At 74.0% G+C, this 22,817-nt stretch carries 24 protein-coding genes; 10 read left to right on the forward strand and 14 right to left on the reverse strand.

Translation table 11 applies throughout. From position 1 onward, the window contains the following. Positions 1 to 351 precede the first annotated feature (351 nt). From recA to hutH, 12 genes are all read right to left on the reverse strand, one after another. Positions 352 to 1,404: a recombinase RecA gene (gene recA, locus BM223_RS15410; RefSeq protein ID WP_038679506.1), complete on the reverse strand. Its 1,053-nt coding sequence runs from the start codon at positions 1,402 to 1,404 to the stop codon at positions 352 to 354. Positions 1,405 to 1,595: 191 nt separating this feature from the next. Beyond that, complete coding sequence (locus BM223_RS15415) at positions 1,596 to 2,852, reverse strand: MFS transporter (RefSeq protein ID WP_141267275.1); 1,257 nt, start codon at positions 2,850 to 2,852, stop codon at positions 1,596 to 1,598. Then, positions 2,849 to 3,043 carry a DUF3046 domain-containing protein gene (locus BM223_RS15420; RefSeq protein WP_038679509.1) on the reverse strand — a complete coding sequence of 65 codons (195 nt, stop codon included), beginning with the start codon at positions 3,041 to 3,043 and terminating at the stop codon, positions 2,849 to 2,851. Before BM223_RS15420 ends, BM223_RS15415 begins: the two co-directional genes overlap by 4 nt. Then, positions 3,040 to 3,585, reverse strand: coding sequence for a DinB family protein (locus BM223_RS15425; protein ID WP_038679511.1), 546 nt, complete (start codon positions 3,583 to 3,585; stop codon positions 3,040 to 3,042). The genes BM223_RS15420 and BM223_RS15425 overlap by 4 nt, the downstream gene beginning before the upstream one ends. 49 nt (positions 3,586 to 3,634) lie before the next feature. After that, positions 3,635 to 4,162: a hypothetical protein gene (locus BM223_RS15430; protein ID WP_141267274.1), complete on the reverse strand. Its 528-nt coding sequence runs from the start codon at positions 4,160 to 4,162 to the stop codon at positions 3,635 to 3,637. A 22-nt stretch (positions 4,163 to 4,184) separates the two neighbouring features. Beyond that, entirely contained in the window at positions 4,185 to 5,147 is a 963-nt protein-coding gene (locus tag BM223_RS15435) for a DUF389 domain-containing protein (protein WP_038679515.1), read from the reverse strand. Positions 5,148 to 5,151: 4 nt separating this feature from the next. After that, positions 5,152 to 5,715, reverse strand: coding sequence for a DM13 domain-containing protein (locus BM223_RS15440; RefSeq protein WP_174823537.1), 564 nt, complete (start codon positions 5,713 to 5,715; stop codon positions 5,152 to 5,154). A 26-nt stretch (positions 5,716 to 5,741) separates the two neighbouring features. Next, positions 5,742 to 6,896 (reverse strand): imidazolonepropionase, encoded by a 1,155-nt coding sequence (gene hutI, locus BM223_RS15445; RefSeq protein WP_038679517.1) that lies wholly within the window; start codon positions 6,894 to 6,896, stop codon positions 5,742 to 5,744. Beyond that, complete coding sequence (locus tag BM223_RS15450) at positions 6,893 to 8,200, reverse strand: formimidoylglutamate deiminase (protein WP_038679519.1); 1,308 nt, start codon at positions 8,198 to 8,200, stop codon at positions 6,893 to 6,895. Before BM223_RS15450 ends, hutI begins: the two co-directional genes overlap by 4 nt. Next, positions 8,197 to 9,387, reverse strand: a complete 1,191-nt coding sequence (locus BM223_RS15455) for an allantoate amidohydrolase (protein ID WP_255319132.1) — start codon at positions 9,385 to 9,387, stop codon at positions 8,197 to 8,199. The genes BM223_RS15450 and BM223_RS15455 overlap by 4 nt, the downstream gene beginning before the upstream one ends. Positions 9,388 to 9,392: 5 nt before the next feature. Next, the gene (hutU, locus tag BM223_RS15460) at positions 9,393 to 11,063 is read right to left on the reverse strand and encodes a urocanate hydratase (RefSeq protein WP_038679521.1); all 1,671 of its coding nucleotides are present in this window, start codon (positions 11,061 to 11,063) and stop codon (positions 9,393 to 9,395) included. Further along, positions 11,060 to 12,604 (reverse strand): histidine ammonia-lyase, encoded by a 1,545-nt coding sequence (hutH, locus tag BM223_RS15465; protein WP_038679523.1) that lies wholly within the window; start codon positions 12,602 to 12,604, stop codon positions 11,060 to 11,062. The genes hutU and hutH overlap by 4 nt, the downstream gene beginning before the upstream one ends. A gap of 99 nt (positions 12,605 to 12,703) precedes the next feature. Here hutH and BM223_RS15470 point away from each other — a divergent pair, with 99 nt between their 5' ends. Further along, entirely contained in the window at positions 12,704 to 13,465 is a 762-nt protein-coding gene (locus tag BM223_RS15470; protein ID WP_038679525.1) for an IclR family transcriptional regulator, read from the forward strand. Here the strand turns inward: BM223_RS15470 and BM223_RS15475 are convergent. Next, on the reverse strand, positions 13,451 to 13,819 hold the full coding sequence (locus tag BM223_RS15475; RefSeq protein ID WP_038679527.1) for a VOC family protein: 369 nt from the start codon (positions 13,817 to 13,819) through the stop codon (positions 13,451 to 13,453). The two genes, BM223_RS15470 and BM223_RS15475, sit on opposite strands and share 15 nt — an antisense overlap. After that, entirely contained in the window at positions 13,816 to 15,291 is a 1,476-nt protein-coding gene (locus BM223_RS15480; protein ID WP_038679529.1) for an HsdM family class I SAM-dependent methyltransferase, read from the reverse strand. Before BM223_RS15480 ends, BM223_RS15475 begins: the two co-directional genes overlap by 4 nt. Positions 15,292 to 15,352: 61 nt before the next feature. Here BM223_RS15480 and BM223_RS29055 point away from each other — a divergent pair, with 61 nt between their 5' ends. The 9 genes from BM223_RS29055 (at position 15,353) to BM223_RS15525 (ending at position 22,817) form a co-directional block, all read left to right on the forward strand. Then, positions 15,353 to 17,248 carry a nicotinate phosphoribosyltransferase gene (locus BM223_RS29055; RefSeq protein WP_075018633.1) on the forward strand — a complete coding sequence of 632 codons (1,896 nt, stop codon included), beginning with the start codon at positions 15,353 to 15,355 and terminating at the stop codon, positions 17,246 to 17,248. Beyond that, positions 17,245 to 17,952 (forward strand): NUDIX hydrolase, encoded by a 708-nt coding sequence (locus BM223_RS15490; protein ID WP_038679532.1) that lies wholly within the window; start codon positions 17,245 to 17,247, stop codon positions 17,950 to 17,952. The genes BM223_RS29055 and BM223_RS15490 overlap by 4 nt, the downstream gene beginning before the upstream one ends. Before the next feature lie 10 nt (positions 17,953 to 17,962). After that, complete coding sequence (locus BM223_RS15495) at positions 17,963 to 18,640, forward strand: hypothetical protein (RefSeq protein WP_052138731.1); 678 nt, start codon at positions 17,963 to 17,965, stop codon at positions 18,638 to 18,640. Positions 18,641 to 18,696: 56 nt separating this feature from the next. Then, entirely contained in the window at positions 18,697 to 19,074 is a 378-nt protein-coding gene (locus BM223_RS15500) for an ArsR/SmtB family transcription factor (RefSeq protein ID WP_038679533.1), read from the forward strand. After that, positions 19,071 to 19,577, forward strand: a complete 507-nt coding sequence (locus BM223_RS29065) for an SRPBCC family protein (protein ID WP_038679534.1) — start codon at positions 19,071 to 19,073, stop codon at positions 19,575 to 19,577. The genes BM223_RS15500 and BM223_RS29065 overlap by 4 nt, the downstream gene beginning before the upstream one ends. Then, positions 19,574 to 20,146 carry a TIGR03086 family metal-binding protein gene (locus tag BM223_RS29070; RefSeq protein WP_038679536.1) on the forward strand — a complete coding sequence of 191 codons (573 nt, stop codon included), beginning with the start codon at positions 19,574 to 19,576 and terminating at the stop codon, positions 20,144 to 20,146. Before BM223_RS29065 ends, BM223_RS29070 begins: the two co-directional genes overlap by 4 nt. Positions 20,147 to 20,221: 75 nt before the next feature. Beyond that, positions 20,222 to 20,575, forward strand: a complete 354-nt coding sequence (locus BM223_RS15515; RefSeq protein ID WP_038679537.1) for a TfoX/Sxy family protein — start codon at positions 20,222 to 20,224, stop codon at positions 20,573 to 20,575. Beyond that, a complete protein-coding gene (locus BM223_RS15520) occupies positions 20,572 to 21,849 on the forward strand; it encodes an MFS transporter (protein ID WP_038679538.1) in 1,278 nt (425 codons plus the stop codon). Before BM223_RS15515 ends, BM223_RS15520 begins: the two co-directional genes overlap by 4 nt. Then, complete coding sequence (locus tag BM223_RS15525; protein ID WP_038679540.1) at positions 21,846 to 22,817, forward strand: hypothetical protein; 972 nt, start codon at positions 21,846 to 21,848, stop codon at positions 22,815 to 22,817. Before BM223_RS15520 ends, BM223_RS15525 begins: the two co-directional genes overlap by 4 nt.

A 22,817-nucleotide genomic window follows, 5' to 3' on the forward strand; every position in this document is an offset into this window, starting at 1 on the left:
CCGGGGCGACGCAGCACCCCGCCCGGTCGCCCCGAAGGCGACCCCCGCCGAGGCAGCGGCGGGAACGCCGGCACCAAGGCGGAGAGAGCGAGGAACGAGCGACCGGAGCCGAGGCTGCCGGTGGCTACCGCCGCGCCGACCGTCGGCCGCCCGTCGCCCGCAACCCCCGCGGACCTCGACTGCGAGGCCGGCAGCGTGGCGCGAGGAACGAGCGACACGCTCGGCCCGACGAGGGCAGCGGCTACCGCCGCGCCGACCGCAGGCCGCCAGGCGACCCCGTGCCCTGCCGGCCTCGACTGCGAGGCCGGCAGCGTGGCGCGAGGAACGAGCGACACGCTCGGCCCATCCCACTCAGAACGAGTCGACGCCGATCGGCTCGTCGGAGAGGTCGGTGAAGTCGCCCTCGACGGTGGGGGTGACGCCGAGCTTCTCGAGGATCTTCTTCTCCAGCTCGTTGGCCAGGTCCGGGTTGTCCTTGAGGAAGGTGCGGGCGTTCTCCTTGCCCTGGCCGAGCTGGTCGCCCTCGTAGGTGTACCAGGCGCCGGCCTTGCGGATGAGGCCTGCCTCGACGCCGACGTCGATGAGGCCACCCTCGCGGGAGATGCCCTTGCCGTACATGATGTCGAACTCGGCCTGCTTGAAGGGCGGGGCGACCTTGTTCTTGACGACCTTGACCCGGGTCCGGTTGCCGACCATGTCGGTGCCGTCCTTGAGGGTCTCGATGCGGCGGACGTCGAGGCGGACGGAGGAGTAGAACTTCAGCGCGCGGCCACCGGTGGTGGTCTCGGGCGAGCCGAACATGACGCCGATCTTCTCGCGCAGCTGGTTGATGAAGATGGCGGTGGTCTTGGACTGGTTGAGGGCACCGGTCATCTTGCGGAGGGCCTGGCTCATCAGGCGGGCCTGGAGGCCGACGTGGCTGTCGCCCATCTCGCCCTCGATCTCGGCGCGGGGCACGAGGGCCGCGACGGAGTCGATCACGATGAGGTCGAGGGCGCCGGAGCGGATGAGCATGTCGGCGATCTCGAGGGCCTGCTCACCGGAGTCGGGCTGGGAGACCAGGAGGGCGTCGGTGTCGACGCCGAGGGCCTTGGCGTAGTCGGGGTCGAGGGCGTGCTCGGCGTCGATGAAGGCGACGATGCCGCCGGCGGCCTGGGCGCTGGCCACCGAGTGGAGCGCGACGGTGGTCTTACCGCTCGACTCGGGGCCGTAGATCTCCACGACCCGTCCGCGCGGGAGACCACCGATGCCGAGAGCGACGTCGAGGGAGATGGATCCGGTCGGGATCACGTCGAGGGGGGCGCGCGAGTCGTCACCGAGTCGCATCACGGAGCCCTTGCCGTACGACTTCTCGATGTTGAGAAGCGCAGCGTCGAGGGCCTTCTGGCGGTCGTCTCCAGCCATGGTGTTCGTCCTTAGGGTTCGTGGTGAGCCAGGTACGTCGGCGACGCTACGGCGAGGGCCCGACACAACCTGATCAGTCGTGTCGTCGTTGTGGACGAACTCGGGTGAGCGTCGTACCTGTGGACAGCAGGTGGACGTTCCCGCCCGTTGTCGTGGGTCCGACACTAGCCGAACACCTGTTCGAAGTCGCGCTAGGCCGTCCGGCGTGTCGGGGACGCCGCCCGGACGGCGCAGCCGAGGACGCCCACGACCAGCACCAGGCTGAGGAGCGCGAGCATCGGGTAGTCGCCGAGCGAGACGATCAGCCCCGCGAGGGCGCCGCCGCCGGCGGCGGTGAGGCCCATGATCAGGTCCGAGACGCCCTGGACGTCGGTGCGCACCGCGATCGGCGTGTGCTCGGCGACCATGGTGGAGGCGGCGACCATCGAGAGCGACCAGCCGAGGCCGAGCAGGAAGAGGCCGGCGGTCACCTGCCACGACATCCCGGAGGGCGAGGACGCGCAGAGCACCAGCGCGACGAGCAGCACGACTCCCCCGGCACCGAGCACCTGCGGCCGGCCGAACCGGTCGGCGAGCATGCCGACGAGCGGCGAGAAGGCGAACATCCCGAGCACGTGGACGCTGATCACGATCCCGATCACCTCGAGCCCCGAGCCGCCGTGCTCCATGTGCAGCGGGGTCATGGTCATCACGCCGATCATCGTGGCGTGGGTGAGCGCGAGGCCGACGATGGCGAAGCCCAGCACCGGTCGCTCCCGAACGACGTCGCGCGCGCGGCTCCACGACGAGCCGGTCCGCACGATCCCGGTGCCGGTGCGCGCACCGCGCTCGCGGGTGCCGGCGGCCTCCTGGGCGAGCAGCAGCGGGTCGGGCCGGAGCAGGACGCCGACGACCACGGCGGCGGTGAGCATCCCGATGGCGCCGATGGCGAAGGGCCCGGTCAGCTCGGGGATGCCGAGGCGGTCGGCGAGGGAGCCGGCGGGTCCGGTGAGGTTCGGCCCGGCGACGGCGCCTATCGTGGTGGCCCACACGACGAGCGACAGCGAGCGCGCGCGGTTCTCGTCGGTGGCGAGGTCGGTGGCGGCGTAGCGGGCGGCGTTGTTGGCCGAGGTGGCCGCGCCCAGGAGCATCGCGCCGGAGAGGAGCACCGCCATCGAGCCGACGACACCGGCCAGGACGGCGGTGAGGCCGCCCGCGGCGCCGATGACGTACCCCGTCATCAGTCCCGTACGGCGCCCGCGGCGGGCCATGAGCGGCGCGAGCAGGAACGAGATGACCGCCGCCCCGAGCACCTGCGCGGTCTGCGCGAGCCCCGAGAGCGCCTCGGAGCCGGACAGGTCGCGGGCGAGGAGCGAGGCGGTGGCGATGCCGATGGTGATGCCGACGGCGCCGACCGCCTGGGTCAGCACCAGGACGCGGACGGTGCGGCGCTGCGCCGCCGCGGTCACCTCTCGCTCGCGGGCAGCTGGAGGACCTCCCAGACCGCGCGCCAGACCTGCTTCGGCGGCACGCCGGCGTCGAGCGCCTCGCGGACCGTGCGGCCGTCGAGCGCGCTGATCACCATCTGGTCCGCCCACGTGGGGGCGTAGCTCTCCCCCAGGTGCTGGTTCATCCGCGCCCAGAACTCGGTGTGCCTCACCCACCCATGATCCACCGCACGTCCCAGCGGTGGTGCACCAGGTCGTGCAGGTGGTACCGGCCGAGCGTCTCGACCGTGAACACGCTGCCGTTGCTGCGCCGTCCGGGACGCTCCCACTGGTCGCCGGCGACCCGGTCGTACCAGCCGGCGGCGAGCTCGGCCGCCGCCACCAGGTCCGGTACGACGGCCGCCGGCGCCTGCTCGTCGTACCGCTCGGCCCGGGCGGTCTCGTCCTGGTCCCAGTTGGCGAACTGGGGGTCGTCCTCGGTCAGCAGCTGCTCGACCCGGCCGGCGAAGACCCGGTTGACGTCGCGGACGTGGCAGCCGTACTCGGCCGGCGACCACACGCCGGGCGCGGGGCGGGCGGCGGCCCGCGGGTCGGCGAGCGTCGCTGCCCAGAAGTCCGCGTTGGCGCGGATCTCGGCGCCGAGGGCGCTGCGGTCGACCCTGGAGGCGTCGAAGCCGCACTCGGGGCAGGGGCGGTCGAGGACCCAGGTCCAGTCCTTGGTGTCGGGCTCGATCGTGGCGTGCTCGCTCGTCATGGCGGTCATCCTTCCGGGCCCGAAGGGTCCGCCACGAGCGGCGATCCGGTCATTCGCCGTCGATCAACTGCCAGCGTCGCTCGGTGGCGGGGCGGGTCAGTCCGAGGAGGTTGAACCGGGCGAGCCGGACGAGCACGTCGACCGGGTCGGCGTCGAGCAGGGCGGCGACGGAGTCGACGGCCTCGTCGGTGCTGTCGGCCGCCCGGATCAGGGCGAGCACCTCGTCGGCCCGCTCGCCGACGGACGCGACGAACCGCAGCCGGGCCAGGGCGGAGGCACGCTCGACCTCGGGGTCCTGGGGGTCGGGTGAGCGCCGGACCACCTCGTCGGCGTACTGCTGGCCGTCGACGGCCCACTGCGCGTCGGTCCGCTCGGCGACGGCGGTCAGCAGCGCGCACAGCATCGGCACCTGGTCGGTGCGGATGACGAGCTCCTCGAAGTCGGAGGCGCGCAGCCGGAGGTGGGGGCCGGGCGTCCCGGAGTCGGCGTGGCTGGCGAACCAGCCGTCGACCACCACCGACCGGTCGCGTCGCGCGCTCGGCATCGCCCCCTGGGCGTCGTGCTCAGGCAGATCCATGCCCGCACGGTAGCCGCAGTGGTCAGGCGCGCCGGCGGATCCTGGCGGCGACGAGGGCGCGGCGCTCGGACATCCGGCTCCACACGGCGTGCTGGAACGCGAGCGTCAGCCAGCCCGCGACGGCCATGCCGGTGATGTTGAGCAGGAGCTGGAGGAGGCTGCCGCGGACCTCGTCGAAGACGCCGAAGGCCAGGCCCAGCGCGACATTTCCCGCCGCGGGGATCGTGGTGACGGAGATGAAGACGCCGGAGAGACCGCCCACCTTGGCCGACGTCAGCGAGAGTGCTCCGGCCGCCGCGGCGATGACCGCGACGATGAAGGACCACTTGTCCGGCGTGTAGACGAACGCCGTCGCGGGTCGGGGCGCGGTGACCTGCTCGAGCGTGACCCAGCCGAGCGCGCGGGCGGCCAGCGCGGCGAGGGTGGCGACCGCGATCGCGACGGCGAAGCCGACCAGCAGCGATCGGGCGGCGTAGCGCAGCAGCGAGGGACGACGTCGCACGAGCGCCAGGCCGAGCGCGGCGATCGGGATGAACTCGGGCCCCAGCACCATCGCGCCGATCACGAGGATCTGCGAGTCGAGCACGATGGCGATGCTGGCGATGAGCGTCGCCAGGCTCATGAACGTCAGGAACGTCCAGTTGAGCTCGGACTCCTCGTAGGCCCGCTGCGTGACGTCGGCCCAGACCACGGAGTCGGCCGACGAGCCCGGCGTACGACGCTCGGCGTCGAGCGCCGGCTGCGACAGCCAGGTCGCCACGGGCACGACGTGGATCGCTCCCTCCTGCTGGACGCCGATCGCCCGCAGCGCGTCGACGACGTCGTTGACGGCCTCGCGCGGCACATCGGCCTCGACGAGGTCGCCGACGGGGACGAGGGAGGCGCCCCGCACGCAGGTGAGGCTGGTGACCGCCTCGTCGGCGCGGAGCGCGTCGAGGACCGCGGGCGTCAGGTCACGGGGCGAGGTGATCCGCAGGTGCTGCACGGGCTCAGGCTAGGGCCGCGGTGCCGAACGCCACGTTGAACCGGTCGCACCAGATCACGACCGAGCGCATCGCGGAGAGGTCGGCGGACGCCGGGATCTCGTAGCTCTGGCTGCCCTGGTTGCCCTTGAGCTCGCCGAGCCGGACGTAGTCGCCGTCGTCGTAGATGCCCCACGAGTCGCGGCATCCCGCGCAGTCACCGCCGCTGGGCCGGTCGCTCAGCCAGACGTGGAGATCCGGTCCGTTGGAGGTGTCGAGGTCGTCGAGCCGCAGGTAGCGCGTGCCGTCGCTGCGGCGGTAGACCGTCGCCGTGCCGGACGTGCCGTGCTCGCCGTCGATCAGCTCGGCCGTGGCGAGGACGACGCGGGTCGTGGTCCCGCCGCTCGCCGAGGGGACGTCGGTGCCGGCGATCCCGCCGGACGCCGTACCGACGACGGCGGCGGGATCGTCGCCCTCGTTGGCCGTCTTGTCGACGAACAGCAGCCAGGGCTGGAAGATCGCCAGACCCGCCACCAGGGCGACGACGAGCACACCGCCGATCGTCAGCCAGGTCGCACGCTTGCGGGACATGCGCCCCACCCTAGGAGGCGCGGCGCTCAGGCGCTCCAGGTTCGCGAGACCAGGGGGACGCCGGGCCGGTAGGCCAGGTGCACGTGGGTGGGCGCGTCGAGCAGCAGCAGGTCGGCGCGGGCCCCCGGGACGACGACGCCGACGTCGGTGCGGCCCAGCGCGCGTGCACCGCCCGCGGTGGCGGCCCAGACGGCCTCGGCGGGCGTCATCCCCATCTCGCGCACGGCGAGCGCGATGCAGAACGGCAGCGAGCTCGTGTAGCAGGAGCCCGGGTTGCAGTCGCTCGCGATCGCGACGGTGACACCGGCGTCGATCAGCCGGCGCCCGGACGGGTAGGGGTGGCGCGTGCTGAACTCGACGCCGGGCAGCAGCGTCGCGACCGTGCCGGCGTCGCGCAGCGCGTGGACGTCGTCGTCGCTCAGGTAGGTGCAGTGGTCGACGGCGGTGAGACCGAGCTCGGCGGCGAGCCGGACGCCCGGGCCCTCCCCCAGCTGGTTGGCGTGGAGACGGCCCTTCAGGCCGGCGGCAGCACCGGCGGCGAGGATCGTGCGGGCCTGGTCCTCGTCGAAGGCGCCGCGCTCGCAGAACACGTCGATCCACTTCGCGTGGGGTGCGGCGGCCTCGAGCATCGGGCCGGTCACGAGGTCGACGTAGGCGGCGGGGTCGTCGGCGTACTCGGGGGCGACGACGTGGGCGCCGAGGAAGGTCGTCTCGTCGGTGAACTCGCGGGCGACGCGCAGCGAGCGGGCCTCGTCGTCGACGGAGAGGCCGTAGCCGGACTTGATCTCCAGCGTGGTCGTGCCCTGGCGGCGCATCTCGGCGACATGGCGCGCGACGCCCGCGGCGAGCTGGTCGTCGGAGGCCGCGCGGGTGGCGGCGACGGTCGTGCGGATGCCGCCGGCGGCGTAGGACTCCCCCGCCATCCGGGCCTGGAACTCCAGCGCGCGGTCGCCCGCGAACACCAGGTGGCTGTGGCTGTCGACGAAGCCCGGCAGGACCGCACGGCCCTGGGCGTCGACGACCTCGTCGGCGGCGGGCGCGTCGGCCGCGGCACCGACCCACGACACGACGCCGTCGGCAAGGACGACGGCCGCGTCGGTCCGCACGCCGAGCAGGTCGCCGGCGTCGGCAGCCGGGTCGTTGGTGACGAGCTCGCCGATGTTGGTGATGAGCAGGCTCACGCCCAGATCCTTCCGATCGCGTCGTTGAGGGAGCGCCCGACGGCGCCGTGGTCGCCCTCGAAGACGACCTTGCCGTCGACCACAACGTGCGTGACGTCGGCGGGACCGGCGGCGAAGACGGCCGTGTGCTCGTCCCGCCCGGTACCGGCGGTGCGCGGCGAGGCGAGGTCGAGCGTGACGAGGTCGGCGCGCTGACCGACCGCGATCGCGCCGGCGTCGGCGAAGCCGAGGCTGCGGTGGCCGTCGGCGGTGCCGGCGAGCAGCAGCTCGGCGGCGCTCCAGTGACCGCGGGCCTGGGTGGCGAGGCGCTCGTCCATCTCGACGGCGCGCATCTCCTCGAAGGCGTCGATGACGGCGTGGCTGTCGGAGCCCAGGGTGAGCACCGATCCGGCTGCCTGCAGGGCACGGGCCGGGCCGATGCCGTCGCCGAGGTCGCGCTCGGTGGTGGGGCAGAACGACGCGAACGCGCGTGCCTCGCCGAGCAGCCGGACGTCGTCGTCGGTCAGGTGGGTGGCGTGGACGGCGCTCGTCATCGGGCCGAGGAAGCCGTGGTCGGCGAGCAGCCGGGTCGGCGTGACGCCGTGCGCCGCGACGCAGTCGGCGTTCTCCTTGACCTGCTCGGACAGGTGCACGTGGACCGGTACGCCGTCCTCGACGTAGGGGGTGAACGCCTTCAACGCCTCGGCGGGCACCGCCCGCACCGAGTGGGCGGCGACGCCGATCGCACCCTCTGCGCCCAGGGGGACCGAGAGTGCGGCGACCCGCTCGCGCCAGGCCTCGGCGCTGCCGTCGGAGAAGCGGCGCTGCACGCCCTCGGGCGCGGCACCGAAGCCGCTGGACAGGTAGAGCGTGTCGAGCAGCGTGATCCGGATGCCGGCGTCACGAGCGGCGGCGAGGAGGGCGTGGCCCATGGCGTTCGGCTCGTCGTACGGCGTCCCGTCGGCCTGGTGGTGCAGGTAGTGGAACTCCCCCACTGACGTGTAGCCCGCCGCGACCATCTCGGCGTACGTGGCCTTGGCGAGGTCGTAGTAGGTGTCGGGGTCGAGCCGCCCGGCGACGGCGTACATCTGCTCGCGCCAGGTCCAGAAGGTGCCGCGGTCGGTCTGGGTTCGCCCGCGCAGGGCCCGGTGGAAGGCGTGGCTGTGGGTGTTGGCGAGCCCGGGCAGGGTGAGCCCGCGCAGCGGGATGCCGGTCGAGGTGGCGTCGGCCTCGACGGACGTGATCCGGCCGTGCTCGACCTCGACCCGGACGGTGTCCCGCACCCGGCCGTCGACCCACGCGCGCTCGAGCAGGTACGCCGTCACGGCGCGACCAGCCCGGTGAGCGCGTCGGCGAGCGCCTCGACCCCGGCCAGGCAGTCGGCCGTCTCGGCGCTCTCGTACGGCGAGTGGGACACGCCCGACGGGTTGCGCACGAACAGCATCGCGGTGGGGATGCCGGCGTCCTGCAGGATGCCCGCGTCGTGGCCGGCCTGGGTCGGCAGGACCGGCACTCCACCAAGCCGGGCGGCGATCTCGTCGCGCAGGGCGACGTCGAACGCGACCTCGCCGCTGACCGACTCGGGGGTGACCGTGACGGTGGTGCCGTCGCGTCCCGCCCGGTCGGCGGCCTGCTTCTCGACCGCCGCGACGAGGGCGGCGAGTGCGTCGTCGGACGCGGCGCGGGCGTCGAGCCAGGCGGTGACGTGCGAGGGGACGGCGTTGGTGCCGTTGGGCCGGACGTCGATGCGGCCGAAGGTCGCGCGCTGCCCCGAGAGGCGGGCCTGCTTGTTGGCCGCGAGCGCGGTCATCGCGTAGGTGAGCATCGGGTCGGCGCGGTCCTCCATGCGGGTGGTGCCCGCGTGGTCGGCCCGGCCCGCGATGTCGTAGCGGTAGCGCCCGTGCGGCCAGATCGCGTCGTGCACGCCGACAGGGGCGTCGAGGTCGATCAGCCCGCGGCCCTGCTCGACGTGCAGCTCGACGTAGGTGGTGACGCCGTCGAGCAGCGTCGACTCACCCCCCTCGATGACGTCGCCGAGGCGGACGCCGTCGCGGTCGGTGAGCTCGCGCGCGTCGGCCCAGGTCGTCGCGCCCACGGCGAGCCGCGAGCCGAGGCAGGCCCGGCCGAAGCGCGAGCCCTCCTCCTCGACGAACGCGGAGACGCCGAGCCTCCGGGTCGGCTCCACGCCGCGCGAGCGCATCAGGTCGAGCGCCGCGAACGAGGAGACGACGCCGAGCGGGCCGTCGTACGCGCCGCCGTCGAGGACGGAGTCGAGGTGCGAGCCGGTGAGCACCTTGCCGGCCCCGGTGTCCGGCCCCCACCAGGCGACCAGGTTGCCGAACGGGTCCTCCTCGAGCTCGAGCCCACGGGCCGTGGCGGCCTCGCGGAACCACGCGCGGAGCTCGAGCTCGGCGGAGAGCCACGGCTGGCGGAAGTAGCCGCCGGAGGACGCCGAGCGCCCGACGGGCGCGAGGTCGCGCCACATCTGCTCGAAGTCGGCAACCTGGGTCACGGCTCTCAGCCCTCCTGCATCGGGATCCGGACGCCGCGCTCGGCGGCGATCTCGGCGGCCCGGTCGTAGCCCGCGTCGACGTGGCGGATGACGCCCATGCCCGGGTCGTTGGTCAGCACGGACTCGATCTTCGCAGCCGCCAGCTCGGTGCCGTCGGCGACGCACACCTGGCCGGAGTGGATCGAGCGACCCATGCCGACGCCGCCGCCGTGGTGCAGCGACACCCAGGTCGCGCCCGAGGCGGTCGCGGTCATCGCGTTGAGCAGCGGCCAGTCGGCGATCGCGTCGGAGCCGTCGAGCATGGCCTCCGTCTCGCGGTACGGCGACGCGACCGAGCCGCAGTCGAGGTGGTCGCGGCCGATCACGATCGGCGCCTTGAGCTCGCCGTTCTTGACCATCTCGTTGAACTTCAGGCCGGCCAGGTGGCGCTCGCCGTACCCGAGCCAGCAGATGCGCGCGGGCAGGCCCTGGTAGTGGACCCGCTCCTGGGCCATGCCGATCCACTTGTGGAGCCGCTCGTTGTCGGGGAAGAGCTCGAGGATCGCCTTGTCGGTGGCGGCGATGTCGGCCGGGTCGCCGGAGAGCGCGGCCCAGCGGAAGGGGCCCTTGCCCTCGCAGAACAGCGGGCGGATGTAGGCCGGCACGAAGCCCGGGAACTCGAACGCCCGGTCGTAGCCGCCCTTGCGCGCCTCGTCGCGGATCGAGTTGCCGTAGTCGAAGACCTCGGCGCCGGCGTCCTGGAACTCGACCATCGCCCGCACGTGCGCGGCCATCGACGCCTGCGCGTCCTTGGTGAAGCCGGCCGGGTCGCGCTCGGCCGCCTCGTGCCACTCCTCGAAGGCCACGCCGACCGGGAGGTACGACAGCGGGTCGTGCGCCGACGTCTGGTCGGTGACGACGTCGATCGGCGCCTTCATCTCCAGCAGTCTCGGGAAGATCTCGGCGGCGTTGCCGAGCAGGCCGATCGAGAGGCCACGGCGCTCGTCGCGCGCGGCCACCGCCAGCTCGAGCGCGTGGTCGAGGTCGTCGGCCTGGACGTCGAGGTAGCGGTGCTCGATGCGGCGGGTGATCCGGCTCTGGTCGACGTCGACGCAGATCGCGACGCCGTCGTTCATCGTCACGGCGAGCGGCTGGGCGCCGCCCATGCCGCCGAGGCCGGCGGTGAGGGTGATCGTGCCGGCCAGCGTGCCGTTGAAGCGCTTGTCGGCGACGGCGGCGAAGGTCTCGAACGTGCCCTGGAGGATGCCCTGGGTGCCGATGTAGATCCACGAGCCGGCCGTCATCTGGCCGTACATGGTGAGACCGAGCTCCTCGAGGCGGCGGAACTCCTCCCAGTTGGCCCAGTCGCCGACGAGGTTGGAGTTGGCGATGAGCACGCGGGGCGCCCACTTGTTGGTCTTGAAGACGCCGACCGGCTTGCCGCTCTGGACGAGCATCGTCTCGTCGTCCTCGAGGTCGCGCAGGGTGCGCACGAGGGCGTCGTACGCCTCCCAGCTGCGGGCGGCCTTGCCGGTGCCGCCGTAGACGACGAGGTCCTCGGGACGCTCGGCGTTCTCGGGGTCGAGGTTGTTCATCAGCATCCGCAGCGGCGCCTCGGTCTGCCACGACTTCGCGGTCAGCTCGGTGCCGGTGGCGGCGTGGATGGGGAGGCGGGGGTTGTCCTGCGTGGTGGTCATGCGAGTTCTCCGATCACGTTCGTGACGGCCGCGGTGACGGAGCGGTCGACGACGAGCTGGTAGGCGGTGTCGATCTCGGGGGCGAGGAACCGGTCGGTGCCGGGGCCGCCCACACCGGCGTCGCGGAGCAGCTCCACGACGGCGCCGGTGGCGGGGCTGGGGGTGAGCGGGGCGCGCAGGTTGAGCGCCCGGGCTGCCGTCATCAGCTCGATGGCGAGGACCCGGGTGAGCCCGTCGACCGAGCGGCGCAGCTTGCGCGCGGACGACCAGCCCATGGAGACGTGGTCCTCCTGCATCGCGCTGGAGGGGATGGAGTCGACGCTGGCCGGGTTGGCCAGGCGCTTGAGCTCGGAGACGATCGCGGCCTGGGTGTACTGGGCGATCATCAGGCCCGAGTCGACACCGGGGTCGTCGGCGAGGAACGGCGGGAGGCCGTGGTTGCGGGCCTTGTCGAGGAAGCGGTCGGTACGACGCTCCGCGATCGAGGCGAGGTCGGCGGCGACGATGGCGAGGAAGTCGAGGACGTAGGCGACCGGCGCTCCGTGGAAGTTGCCGTTGGACTCGACCCGGCCCTCGTCGGCGAGGACGACGGGGTTGTCGACGGCCGAGGCGAGCTCGCGCGCGGCGACCGAGGCCGCGTGGGCGACGGTGTCGCGGACCCCGCCGTGGACCTGGGGCGAGCAGCGCAGCGAGTAGGCATCCTGGACACGGTTGCAGTCGGGGCCGCGGTGCGAGGCGACGACGCCCGAGTCGCGCAGCAGCGTGGTGAGGTTGGCCGCGGAGGCCGCCTGGCCCGGGTGCGGGCGGATGGCCTGCAGCTCCGGCGCGAACACGCGGTCGGTGCCGAGCTGACCCTCGACCGACATGGCGGCCGAGATGTCGGCGACCTTGAGCAGCTCGGTGAGGTCGTGGATCGCGAGCACCAGCATGCCGAGCATGCCGTCGGTGCCGTTGATGAGGGCCAGGCCCTCCTTCTCCTGCAGCTCGACCGGCGTGAGGCCGGCCGCGGCGAGGGCGGTGGCGGCGTCGGTCAGCTCGCCGTCGGCGGTGCGGACCGGCCCCTCCCCCATGAGCGCGAGCGCGCAGTGCGCGAGCGGGGCGAGGTCGCCGGAGCAGCCGAGCGAGCCGTACTCGTGGACGACGGGCGTGATGCCGTGGCTGAGCAGCGCGGCGAGCAGCTCGGCGGTCTCGCGCCGTACGCCGGTGCGGCCGGTGGCCAGCGTCGAGAGGCGCAGCAGCATGAGGCCGCGGACGACCTCGCGCTCGACCTCGGGACCGCTGCCCGCGGCGTGCGAGCGGACCAGCGAGCGCTGCAGCTGGGCACGCAGCTCGGGGGCGATGTGCCGGGTCGCGAGCGCACCGAAGCCGGTGGAGACGCCGTAGTGGGGCGTCGGGGACGCGGCGAGGTCCTCGATGACCGCGCGCGCCTTGTCGATGGCGGCGAGGGCCTCGTCGCTGAGCACAACAGCGGCACCGCCACGGGCGACCGCAACCACGTCGTCGAACGAGAGCGCGCCCGTTCCGACCGTCACTTTGTCCATGGGTCGATTCCACCCCCCAGGAGTGGCGCGCGCCAGGGTGTGGCGGCATGATGAGTCTCAGATCCGAGACATGGTCGACCGGACGAGAGGAGCGCGGACGTGGCCCAGGTCCCCGCCGCCACCCGCGCCCTGCGGGTCCTGCGCTTCCTCGCCGGCCAGCCCGAGCCGGTCGCTGTCGAGCGGATCGCGCGCGAGCTCGGCATCCCGCGCTCCACGACGTACCACCTGCTGCAGGCGATGGCCGACGAGGGATTCGTCGTGCACCTGGCCGACGACCGGCGCTACGGGCTCGGCGTCGCGGCGTTCGAGGTCGGCTCGGGCTACGCCCGGCAGGCGCCGCTGCAGCGGATCGCGCGGCGACCGCTCGCCACGCTCGTCGACCGGACCGGGCACAGCGCGCACCTGGCGGTCCCCCACGGCCGCGATGTCCTCTACGTCGTCGAGGAGCGCGCACCCGGCCGGCCGCCGCTGGTGACCGACGTCGGCGTCCGGCTGCCGTCGCACCTGACGGCGAGCGGACGCGCGATCCTCGCCCGGCAGCCGGCCAGCCAGGTCCGCGCGCTCTACCCGGACCGGGAGTCGTTCGTCGACCGCACCGGCGTCGGCCCGGCCTCCCCCACGGCCCTGCGCTCGGTGCTCGCCGAGACCCGCCAGCGGGGCTACGCCGTCGAGCAGGGCGAGGTGACCGACGGGATGGCGAGCGTCGCGGCGGCCGTCGTCGACCACAACGAGCTGCCGGTGGCCGGCGTCGCGATCACCTACCCGACCGGCGGCTCCGTCGACGAGCGCCAGCGCGACCGGCTCGCCGCGGCCGTCGTCGCGACCGCGGACTCGCTCACCCGGCGGCTACGCGGCCGCTGACGGGTTGCCGCCGAAGCCGATCTCGTTGCCCTCGGGGTCGCGGTAGATCACCTTGCGCACGCCCTCGCCGTAGACCTCCTCGTCGGCCGGCTCGATCCCCCGGCCGGCGGCAGCCGCGACCCGCGCGTCGAGGTCGGCGACGAACAGCGTCTGGGTCGCGAAGCCCGCACGCTCGGGCCGCTGCTCGACGACGAGCCAGCGGTGCGGCGCGACCTCCCACACCGCCTCGGTCTCGTGCGCGAGGAAGGTCGGCGGTGTCCCGAGCAGTGCCTCGTACCAGGGGCGGGCCCGTTCGTAGTCGCGCACGCAGATGCCCGCGAACAGCTCGGCACCGTCAGCCAGGAACTCGCTCATGCAGGTGCCGACCCGGCGACCGCGCCGGACTCATCGGTGCGCCGCCGCACCCGCGCCGCCCACCACGCCAGCACGTCGTCGCCGGCGCCGTAGGCGGCCGTCATCACGCGCCCCGTCTCGACGAGCAGGCCGGCCCGCTCGTCGGCGTCGCCGGCGTGCTGAGCCCGCCGGGCGAGCTCCGCGCCCTCGGCCCACGCCGCGGCACCGGACGACGGCGGGAGCGGCAGCGCCGCGACCTGGCGGGCGCTCACCTTCACCGAGCCGGGGGTCAGGCCGGTCCCGAGGTAGCGCGTGGCCGCGTGGGCGACGACGGGCGGGGCGAGCAGGACGGCCAGGAGACGCCACAGGTCCGCGCTGTCACGCGGCACGACGCTGACCACGGGCACCGACGGCAGCCACGCGCCGTGCTCGTCGGCGACCGCCTCGATCACCCGCCCCTGGCCGGCCACCAGCAGCTTGGGCACGAGCCGGGCGTCGGCCCACCGGGCGAGGCTCCCGTCGGCCCGGAGGGCGGCGAGGTCGACCGACGGGGCGTCGTACCGGACCCGGGCGAAGCGGGTCGCCGTCGTCCCCCAGCGCGACTCGGCGGGGTCGATCAGGCCGGTGGTGACGAGCGGCGTGCCGCCGGGCAGCGCCTCGCGGACGAACGGCGCGAGGCCGTAGAACTGGTCGCGGAAGTCGGCCGTGCAGTCGGCGAGGTCGCCGACGAGCGGGCCGTCGTCGGGCAGCACCGGCGACGGGACGCCGAACGCCGGCGCCGCCAGCCGCCCCCACGCGTCGGGGTCGGTCGCCGGCCCCGCGCCTGCGCGGACCACCGGCACGCACGTCAGCACCGGCGTCCCCTCGAAGACCGGGCGGTCGGAGGTCCAGAAGTCGGTGATCGCCCCGCACGCGGCCACCGCCGCGCGCACCGGCCCGGCGTCGCGCGCGGCGAGCACCGACAGCGGCTGCACCAGCGCGACCACCCCGCCGGGCGCGACCAGCCCGAGGGCGCGGTGCAGGAAGACCGCGCTCGTGTCGGTGTAGGCGCCGAGCCCGCGGCGGTGCTCCTCGCTGCGCCCGGCCGAGCGCCGGCGCAGCTGGCCCAGGAACGGCGGGTTGCCCACGACGGCGTCGAAGGTCCGGCCGGCCCAGGCGGTCAGCCCGTCGGCCACCACCACCCGCTGCGCGATCTCGTCGGCCGTCACCGTGGCGTCGAGGGCCTGCAGCCGCTCGCGCGCGATCCGCACCGCCTCGGGGTCGAGGTCGGAGCCGTGCACCGCGCGCACCCCCAGCCGCTCGGCGGCGGCGACGAGGAAGTGCCCGGTCCCGCAGGCCGGATCGAGGACCGTCGCGTCCGCGGTGCGGGGCAGCGCGCGATCGAGGATCCAGCCGACGAGCTCCGGCGGCGTGTAGAACGAGCCTTGCGCCCGGCGCCGGTCGCGCTCGTGGTCGGCAAGATGCTGCTCGTACGCATCGGTGGCGCGCGCCATGCTGGTGAACGCTAGACCACCCCTGTTATAGTCACAATGACTACAACATCGAGGAGCTGCGATGGACCGCACCGGACTGCTCACCGACCGCTACGAGCTGACCATGCTCGACTCGTTCGTCCGCGACGGCAGCGCCAGCCGCCCCGCCGTGTTCGAGGCGTTCGCCCGCCGCCTGCCCGAGGGCCGCCGCTACGGCATGCTGGCCGGGCTGGGCCGCCTGCTCACCGCAATCGAGCACTTCACCTTCGACGCCGACGAGCTCGCGTGGCTCCAGGCCGAGGGGGTGATCGGCGAGCAGACCGCGCGCTACCTCGCGGAGTTCCGCTTCGGCGGCGACATCGACGGCTACCGCGAGGGCGACCTCTACTTCCCCGGCAGCCCGATCTTCACCGTCACCGGCACCCTCGGCGAGTGCGTCGTGCTCGAGACGCTGGTGCTCAGCATCCTCAACCACGACACCGCGATCGCGAGCGCCGCGGCGCGCATGGTCGACGCCGCGCAGGGCCGGCCGATCATCGAGATGGGCGGGCGCCGCACGCACGAGGAGGCGGCGGTCGCGACGGCGCGGGCGGCGTACCTCGCCGGGTTCGCGACGACGAGCAACCTCGCCGCCGGCCGCCGCTACGCCGTACCGACGGCAGGGACGGCGGCCCACGCTTTCACGCTCGCCCACGACACCGAGGCGGACGCCTTCCGCAGCCAGGTCGAGGCGCTCGGCGTCGGCACCACCCTGCTCGTCGACACCTACGACATCGCCGAGGGCATCCGGACGGCGGTCGAGGTCGCCGGCACCGGCCTCGGCGCGATCCGGATCGACTCCGGCGACCTGGCCGAGGAGTCCCACAAGGCGCGCGTCCTGCTCGACGAGCTCGGCGCCACCGGCACCCGGATCGTGGTGACCAGCGACCTCGACGAGTTCGTCATCGCGGCGCTCGCCGACGCCCCCATCGACGGCTACGGCGTCGGCACCCGCGTCGCGACCGGCTCGGGCCACCCCACGGCGAGCATGGTCTACAAGCTCGTCGCGATCGCCGACGGCGCGGGCGCTCCGCTCCGTCCCGTCGCCAAGAAGTCCAAGGACAAGGGCTCGGTCGGCGGACGCAAGCACCCCTTCCGCACGTACGACGAGCAGGGCCTCCTCGTCGCCGAGTGGTTCACCACGGCCGACGCTCCCCCGCCCGGCGACGGCGCGCGCCCGGTCCAGGTCCCCCTGGTCCGCTCCGGCGAGGTCGTGCACCGGCCCACGCTCGGCGAGGTCCGCGACTTCGCCGCCGCCACCCTGGCCGCGCTGCCCGCCGAGGCCCGCAGCGTCTCGGCCGGCGCGGCCTACCTGACCACCACCCTTCGAGAGGAGACCCCGATGGCCCCGAAGAGCAGCAGCACCAAGGCGCTCGTCGTCGTCGACGTCCAGAACGACTTCGTCGAGGGCGGCTCGCTCGGCGTCACCGGCGGGCGCGAGGTCGCCCGGCGGATCAGCGAGCACCTCGCCGCGCACGCGACCGACTACGCCCTGGTCGCCGCCTCGCGCGACTGGCACCGCGCCGGCGAGACCAACGGCGGGCACTTCCACGAGCCCGGCCAGGACCCCGACTTCGTGAGCACGTGGCCGGTGCACTGCGTGCAGGGCGAGACCGGCTCCGACTACGCGCCCGAGCTCACCACCGGCGCGGTCACCCACCACGTCGTCAAGGGGATGGGCGAGCCGGCGTACTCCGCGTTCGAGGGCGTGACCGAGACCGGCGAGCGCCTGGCCGACCTGCTCCACGCGGCCGGCGTCACCGAGGTCGACGTCACCGGCATCGCCACCGACTACTGCGTGCGCGCCACCGCGCTCGACGCGGTCAAGGCCGGCTTCACCGTCCGGCTCCTCGACGGCCTGCACGCCGGCGTCGCGCCCGACTCGTCGGCCGCGGCCCTCGACGAGCTGGCCGCGGCCGGGGTCGAGGTGGCGCGATGAGCGAGCACCCGCCGTTCGCCGTGGCGGTCGACCTCGCGGTGTTCACCATCCGTGACGGCGCGCTCGCCGTCCTGCTGGTCGAGCGCCGGGAGGAGCCGTTCGCCGGCTCGTGGGCCCTGCCCGGCGGCTTCGTCGAGCCCGACGAGGACGCCGAGCAGGCCGCCTGGCGCGAGCTGCGCGAGGAGACCGGCGTCGAGCGCTTCCCCGGCCACCTCGAGCAGCTGCGGACCTACTCCGCACCCGACCGCGACCCCCGCATGCGCGTGGTCTCGGTGGCCCACGTCGCGCTCGCCCCCGACCTGCCCGAGCCGCGCGCCGGCACCGATGCCGCCGACGCGCGGTGGTGGGTCGTCGACGACCTGCTCGAGGGCCCCGACGACGCGGACGGCCCGGCGCTCGCGTTCGACCACCGGCAGATCCTCGTCGACGCCCGGGAGCGGGTGCGCGCCAAGCTGGAGTACACGACGCTCGCCACCGAGTTCGTCGCCGAGCCGTTCACCCTCCCCGAGCTGCGCCGGGTCTACGCCGCGGTCTGGGGGACGCCGCCCGACCTCGGGAACTTCCGCCGCAAGGTGCTGGGGACCGACGGGTTCGTCGTCCCGACCGACACGCGGGGGCACGCCACCGAGGCGGGCGGACGCCGCGCGCTCCTCTACCGGCGCGGCGACGCGACGCTGATCTCGCCGCCGATGACGCGCGGCTGAGGGCACGACGATGACCGGCTTCGCCGACCTGGTCCAGGCCGCCCTGCCCGCCGGGCGGCGGCTGCCCGACGAGCTGCGCGCCGCCCTCGACCACCTCGAGGCCGTCGGCGCCCGGATCGACAACGAGCACGGCAGCTTCGTGCGGCTCTACCCGGGCGAGCCCGAGGACGGGCAGTCGGGCGTCTACTTCGCCGTCCCCGACCCGGACCACCTGCGTCACTACACCGGCAACCCCGACGCCGCCGAGACGTCGAGCGTCGTCCCGATCGCGCGCACCGGGGGCGACGGCTCCTACGCGGCCCTGTGGTTCGACGGCGACCGGACCCGCTACGGCCACCTCGGCTCGGGCTCCGGGTCGAGCTGGGTGGGGCTGATCGCCGACGACACGATCGGGTTCCTGCGCTTCCTCGCCATCGGGTACGGCGAGCCGGCCTGGCCCGAGGTGCACGCCCTCACGCCGGCCGAGGACCTCGCCCGCGAGCTCGCCGAGGCCGGCGGGGCCGACGAGGCCGACGGGGCCGAGACGTTCGCCTGGCAGCCGCCCGACGCGCTGCGCTCCTGGCTGCGCACGACCTTCGGCGTCGAGGTCCCCGAGCGGGCCGCCGAGATCGTCGCCGTCACGCCGCACATCGACGCCGAGTCCGACGACGACCCCTTCTGGCGCCACGTCGCCGCGATCAGTCGCTAGACCTTTCTCAACCCAACGGTTGACAACCGGACCGGACCGGGCGTTTACTCAACCTCATGGTTGAGCAAGACGACCGGCTGTCGCGGATCTTCGGCGCGCTCGCCGACCCGACCCGTCGCGACATGGTCGCCCGCCTGGCGGCCGGCGACGCGACGGTCGGCGAGCTCGCGGCGCCGTACGACGTGTCGCTCCAGGCCGTCTCCAAGCACCTCAAGGTGCTCGAGGAGGCCGGCCTGGTGCGGCGCAGCCGCGATGCCCAGCGGCGGCCCGTCCACCTGGAAGCGGAGGTGTTCGACCTGATGACCAAATGGATCGAGCGCTACCAGCAGCAGGCCGAGGAGCGCTACCGCCGCCTCGACACCGTCCTCGCCCGGATGCAGGGCCAGGACTCCCCCACCGAGATCAGCGACCCAGCAGAAGGAGCAGCAGGATGAGCACCGACACCACCACGCCCGCCACCCTCATCGAGGCGGACCCCGACGTCCCGACCGTGCGGATGGTCCGCGAGTTCGACGCCCCGCGCGAGCTCGTCTTCCGCGCCCACGTCGAGCCCGAGCTCGTCCGGCAGTGGATGGGCCCCGACTCGATCGGGATGGACATCGACGTGTGGGACATCCGCACCGGCGGCGAGTACCGCTACACCGCCACCCGCGAGGGCGCGGCCGTCGCGCACTTCTACGGCGCGGTCCACCGGGTGAACCAGAACGAGAAGATCGTGCAGACCTTCGGCTTCGAGGAGATGCCCGACGCGGTCAGCCTCGACACGCTGGTCTTCGTCGAGCTGCCCGGGGGCCGGACCCGGCTCGAGGCGCTCTCGGTCGTCTACGACTTCGAGTCCCGCGCCGGCATGCTCGCCAGCGGCATGGAGGTCGGCGTCAACGAGGGCTACGCCGCGCTCGACCGCCTCCTCGCCGAGCTCTCCGAGGCCGCAGAGTGACACCGGCCGACGAGCACCGCGCGGTCGCCGGGACCTTCGGCGACCGCGTGCGCGGCGTCGGCGCCGGCGACCACCGCGGCTGGGACGCCGCCACGCCCGTGCCGGACTGGCGGGCCCGCGACGTCGTCCGGCACCTCGTGGAGTGGTTCCCCCCGTTCCTCGCCGACGGCACGGACCTGCGCCTGGCACTCGGCCCGCCGGTCGACGACGACCCCGTCGGCGCGTGGGAGCACCACGCCGCCGCCGTCCAGGCCGTCCTCGACGACCCGGCCAACGACGAGGTCACCTTCGCCCACCCGCGCCTCCCCCAGATGCCGCTCCCCCAGGCGATCGCGCAGTTCTACACCAACGACGTCTTCCTGCACACGTGGGACCTCGCCCGCGCCACCGGCCAGGACGACCGTCTCGACGAGGAGCGCTGCCGCGCGATGCTCACCGGCATGGAGCCGATGGACGAGATGCTGCGCCAGAGCGGGCAGTACGGCCCCCGGGTGCCGGTCGCCGACGACGCGAGCTGGCAGGACCGGCTCGTCGGCTTCATCGGCCGCGACCCGCAGTGGTCGGCCTGAGCCGACAGGGCCGACATGGCCGACAGGGCCGATAACCGTTCGGCCACTGTCGGTGCCGGGCCCTAGCCTCGTCCCATGGCGTACGACGAGCTGCTGGCGGCCCGGCTCCGCGACCTCCTGGTCGACGAGCCGAGCGTCGCGGGACGCGAGGTGACCGAGCAGAAGATGTTCGGCGGGCTGGGCTTCATGGTCGGCGGCAACATGGCCGTCGCCGCGTCCGGCCAGGGCGGCATCATGGTGCGGGTGGCGCCCGACGAGACCGACCACTACGTCGAGACCACCGCCGCGGTGCCGATGGAGATGCAGGGCCGGAGCATGCGCGGCTGGCTCCGGGTCGCCGCCGACGACGTCAGCGACGACGCCACGCTCGGGACGTGGGTCGGGATCGGGGCGTCCTACGCCGCGAGCCTGCCACCCAAGCACCCGTGAGGGCGTTCTGGGGCGCGCTCCCCACCGAGGGCCGGTGGCTGCTGTCGACGGTCGCGATCCAGACCCTCGGCCGCGGGCTGACCCTGCCGTTCACGCTGATCTACCTCCACGAGGTGCGCGGCTTCGACCTCGGCCTGTCCGGCACGCTGATGGCGCTCATCGCCGTCGTCGGCTTCCTCGTCACCGGCCCCGGCGGCGCCCTCACCGACCGGTACGGCGCCCGCGCGGTGCTGCTGACCGGCACGGCCGCCATGATCGCCGGCAACGTCCTGCTCGCCTTCGCCACGACGCCCGCCCTCGCTGCGGCGGCGCTGGTCCTCATCGGGTTCAACTTCGGCGTCTCGTGGCCGGGCTTCAACGCGCTGATCGCGAGCGTGGTGAGCGGTGAGCTGCGCCAGCAGTACTTCGGCATCAACTTCGCGCTCGTCAACCTCGGCATCGGTGTCGGCGGTGTGGTCGGCGGGCTGTTCGCCGACGTGGGCCGGCCCGCGACCTTCACCACGATCTTCCTCGCCGACGCCGCCTCCGGGCTGATCCCCATGGCGCTCCTGCTCGGCCCCCTGCGCCACGTCCACGGCCGGGCGGCGGCACCGGCCGACGGGAGCGCGGCGCCCGCGACGGTCGGGTACCTGGCGATCCTGCGCGAGCCGGCGGTGCGCTGGCTGACGCTGCTCACGTTCGTCGGGACCTTCATCGGCTACGGCCAGCACGAGGCGGGCTTCCCCGGGTTCGCGCGCCAGGCCGCCGAGGTGTCGACCCGGACCATCGGGCTCGCGTTCGCGGTCAACACGGCGATCATCGTCGTGCTGCAGTTCGCCGTGCTCTCGCGGATCAGCGGACGCCGCCGCACCCGGGTGATGCTGGTGATGGCCGCGACCTGGGCGGTGTCCTGGGCCCTGCTCGGACTGGCCGGGCTCGCCCCGGGCGGCCTGGCCGCCGCCACCGGGGTGATCGCGTTCATGGGGGTGTTCGCGCTGGGCGAGACCCTGCTCCAGCCGACTGTCCCGGCGATGAGCAACGACCTCGCCTCCGACCACACCCGCGGTCGCTACAACGCGCTCACGGCCGCCGCCTTCCAGGGCGGCGCCATCGCCGGGCCCGTGGTGGCCGGCTTCCTGCTCCAGCACGACCTGAGCGCCGTCTACATCGGGCTCATGGTGCTCGGCTGCGCGGCCATCGCTGTCGTCGCCCGGGTGCTCGAGCGGCACGTCTCCCCCACGGTCAACGGGATGCCGAGTGAACCGGCCGCCCTTGGGGAAGGTTCGCCCGCATGAGACCGCTCCTCCGCGCCACCACGGCCGGCACCGCCGCCGCCACCGCCGTCCTGGTGCTCGCCTCGGGGTGCACGGTGCTCGGCGGCTCCGGCGACGACCTCGCCGCCGGCGAGGTGGTCCGGGCGACGACCGACGCCCCGGCGCCCGGCAGCGACGCGGCCGCCCGCGGCTGGACGGTCGACCTCCAGCTGCCCGACGGCCGCCTCACGGCGCGGATCGCCCCGCTGCCCGACGCCGGCACCGCCGCCACCGACGACGTCACCCCCGACGACGGCACCACGCTCGTCGCCGTCTCGTGGGCCACCGAGGCCGGGACCGGCGTCCCTGCGCCCGTGCAGACGTCGGTGCTCGACCCCCGGGTGCCCGACGAGCTCGCGCTCGTCGCCGGCGACCGCCGGATCCCGCTCGAGGTCGACGGCCTGAGCCGGACCGAGGGCTTCGTCTACGTCGCCCTCGCCGAGCCCGGCGACTGGGCGTTCGAGGTCGTGTTCGACGGCGTCGCCCAGTCGGTCACCGAGGGCGCGACCGCCCCCCACGTCGATGCCGCCGCCCAGCCGCTCTACGCGCCCGCGGCCTCCGAGGCGACCGACTACACCAGCTGTCTCTCCGCGGTGACGCCCGCGTCGTTCACCCGCACCGGCGGCAGCGCCTTCTGCCGCGCGCGGACGGCGAGCTGGCCCTGGGTCGCCGGCCAGGGCTGGTCCGCGGGCGGCCCGTGGCACGTCGTCCAGCTCGAGACCACGCTGCAGCCCGCGGCCGGCACCGCCGTCGTCGGTGCCGAGGTGAGCGCGACACTCGACGGCGCCGCGCCCGTCGCGACGAGCGACGACGACCGGAGCGGCTCGCCCGGGGCGACGTCGTCCACCCTCGTCTTCGCCCCCGGCGGCACCCGGTTCGAGGTCCGCCGCACCAGCACGGTCGGGGGCGACCCGGTCACGCTGACCGGGTCGCTCCCCCTCACCCGCTGA

The organism is Pimelobacter simplex (assembly GCF_900114845.1).
Classification (GTDB): Bacteria; Actinomycetota; Actinomycetes; order Propionibacteriales; family Nocardioidaceae; genus Nocardioides; species Nocardioides simplex.

Coding starts and splice junctions, on each gene's coding strand:
- BM223_RS15425 (WP_038679511.1), bottom strand. CDS start 3,585: ATGACGAGCGAGCACGCCACGATCGAGCCCGACACCAAGGACTGGACC.
- BM223_RS15515 (WP_038679537.1), top strand. CDS start 20,222: ATGGCGTACGACGAGCTGCTGGCGGCCCGGCTCCGCGACCTCCTGGTC.
- BM223_RS15500 (WP_038679533.1), top strand. CDS start 18,697: ATGGTTGAGCAAGACGACCGGCTGTCGCGGATCTTCGGCGCGCTCGCC.
- recA (WP_038679506.1), bottom strand. CDS start 1,404: ATGGCTGGAGACGACCGCCAGAAGGCCCTCGACGCTGCGCTTCTCAAC.
- BM223_RS15525 (WP_038679540.1), top strand. CDS start 21,846: ATGAGACCGCTCCTCCGCGCCACCACGGCCGGCACCGCCGCCGCCACC.
- BM223_RS29065 (WP_038679534.1), top strand. CDS start 19,071: ATGAGCACCGACACCACCACGCCCGCCACCCTCATCGAGGCGGACCCC.
- BM223_RS15430 (WP_141267274.1), bottom strand. CDS start 4,162: ATGGATCTGCCTGAGCACGACGCCCAGGGGGCGATGCCGAGCGCGCGA.
- BM223_RS15440 (WP_174823537.1), bottom strand. CDS start 5,715: ATGTCCCGCAAGCGTGCGACCTGGCTGACGATCGGCGGTGTGCTCGTC.
- BM223_RS15480 (WP_038679529.1), bottom strand. CDS start 15,291: ATGGCGCGCGCCACCGATGCGTACGAGCAGCATCTTGCCGACCACGAG.
- BM223_RS29055 (WP_075018633.1), top strand. CDS start 15,353: ATGGACCGCACCGGACTGCTCACCGACCGCTACGAGCTGACCATGCTC.
- hutU (WP_038679521.1), bottom strand. CDS start 11,063: ATGACCACCACGCAGGACAACCCCCGCCTCCCCATCCACGCCGCCACC.
- BM223_RS15490 (WP_038679532.1), top strand. CDS start 17,245: ATGAGCGAGCACCCGCCGTTCGCCGTGGCGGTCGACCTCGCGGTGTTC.
- BM223_RS15475 (WP_038679527.1), bottom strand. CDS start 13,819: ATGAGCGAGTTCCTGGCTGACGGTGCCGAGCTGTTCGCGGGCATCTGC.
- BM223_RS15495 (WP_052138731.1), top strand. CDS start 17,963: ATGACCGGCTTCGCCGACCTGGTCCAGGCCGCCCTGCCCGCCGGGCGG.
- hutH (WP_038679523.1), bottom strand. CDS start 12,604: ATGGACAAAGTGACGGTCGGAACGGGCGCGCTCTCGTTCGACGACGTG.